The sequence below is a fragment of the Pseudomonas sp. Sample_24 genome (genome assembly GCF_004307605.1).
Taxonomy (GTDB): domain Bacteria; phylum Pseudomonadota; class Gammaproteobacteria; order Pseudomonadales; family Pseudomonadaceae; genus Aquipseudomonas.
This window is the reverse complement of the sequence record NZ_RCNW01000043.1, coordinates 1-1878: the sequence shown is the minus strand read 5'-3', so window position 1 is coordinate 1878 and position 1878 is coordinate 1. Positions and strand designations below refer to the sequence as shown.

The following is a 1878-nucleotide window of genomic DNA, read 5'->3' as shown; positions in this document are numbered from 1 at the left end:
CGATCAACGATTCCCTGGGCCACGCCGCCGGCGACCGCATGCTCAAGGAAATGGCGACGCGCCTGCTCGGTTGCGTCGACGATGACGACACCGTGGCGCGCATGGGCGGTGATGAGTTCACCCTGCTCCTGCAACCGCGCGCCAATCGTGAAATTGCCTTGAACCGGGCCATTCACGTAGCGGAACAGATTCTCGCCAGCCTGGTAAAACCCTTCGTGCTCGAAGGCCGCGAATTCTTCGTCACCGCCAGTATTGGCATCGCCCTGAGCCCGCAGGACGGCAACGAACTCAGCCAGCTGATGAAGAACGCCGACACAGCGATGTACCACGCCAAGGAACGCGGCAAGAACAACTTCCAGTTCTATCAGGCGGACATGAACGCCAGCGCCCTTGAGCGCCTGGAGCTGGAAAGCGACCTGCGCCACGCCCTGGAGCAGAATGAATTCGTGCTGTATTACCAGCCGCAATTCAGCGGCGACGGCAAACGTTTGACCGGCGCCGAGGCCCTGCTGCGCTGGCGCCATCCGCGCCGTGGCCTGGTGCCGCCAGGGGACTTCATTCCGGTGCTGGAAGAACTCGGCCTGGTGGTGGATGTGGGTGACTGGGTGATCAGCGAAGCCTGCCGTCAACTCAAGACCTGGCATCAGGCCAGATTGCGCGTGCCGAAGGTGTCGGTGAACATTTCCGCGCGGCAATTCTCCGACGGCCAACTCGGCATGCGGATCGCCACCATTCTCAAGGAAACCGGCTTGCCGCCGGCGTGCCTGGAACTGGAGCTGACCGAAAGTATCCTGATGCGAGAGGTCAGTGAGGCGATGCAGATTCTCGACGGCCTGAAAAATCTTGGCCTGAGCATTGCTGTCGACGACTTCGGCACCGGTTATTCATCGCTCAACTACCTCAAGCAGTTCCCTATCGACGTGTTGAAAATCGACCGCACCTTCGTCGACGGCCTGCCATCCGGCGAACAGGACGCGCAGATTGCCCGGGCGATCATCGCCATGGCCCACAGCCTCAACCTGGCGGTGATCGCCGAGGGCGTGGAAACCCATGAGCAGCTGGATTTCCTCAGGGAGCACGGTTGCGACGAGGTTCAAGGCTACCTGTTCGGCCGCCCGATGCCGGCCGGGCAGTTTGAAGTGCAGTTCAGCAATGATGCGCTGTTCATGTTCGACTGAGACGTTGTGGTGAAACAGCCGGGCCTCATCGCTGGCACAGGTGCCGCATATCCGGTCATGAAGCCCACTTGTCTGCGACATGATGCCGTTTCATATGCCATCTAAAACCCATTGGGTTAGAATGCCCCCCTTTTCCGCCCCCGATCCTTGAGGACCGCCATGTTCAGCCGTGATTTGACTATTGCCAAGTACGACGCCGATCTCTTTGCCGCCATGGAGCAAGAAGCTCAGCGCCAGGAAGAGCACATTGAGCTGATCGCTTCGGAAAACTACACCAGCCCTGCGGTGATGGAAGCTCAAGGCTCGGTGCTGACCAACAAGTACGCCGAAGGCTACCCAGGCAAGCGCTACTACGGTGGTTGCGAGTACGTCGACGTCGTCGAGCAACTGGCCATCGACCGCGCCAAAGAACTGTTCGGCGCCGATTACGCCAACGTTCAACCGCACGCCGGTTCGCAAGCCAACGCCGCTGTCTACCTGGCGCTGCTGTCGGCCGGTGACACCATCCTGGGCATGAGCCTGGCCCACGGCGGTCACTTGACCCACGGTGCCAGCGTTTCGTCTTCGGGCAAGCTGTACAACGCCATCCAGTACGGCATCGATGCCAACGGCCTGATCGACTACGACGAAGTCGAGCGCCTGGCAGTCGAGCACAAGCCGAAAATGATCGTGGCCGGTTTCTCTGCCTACTCGCAGATCC

The 1878-nt window shown here is 60.4% G+C and carries 2 pseudogenes; both read left to right on the top strand.

What is annotated here, in order from left to right:
* A pseudogene (morA, locus tag D8V06_RS02080) lies at positions 1 to 1178 on the top strand (cyclic di-GMP receptor MorA); the annotation flags it as partial.
* Positions 1179 to 1337: 159 nt separating this feature from the next.
* Positions 1338 to 1878 (top strand): annotated as a pseudogene (gene glyA, locus D8V06_RS02075) (serine hydroxymethyltransferase); the annotation flags it as partial.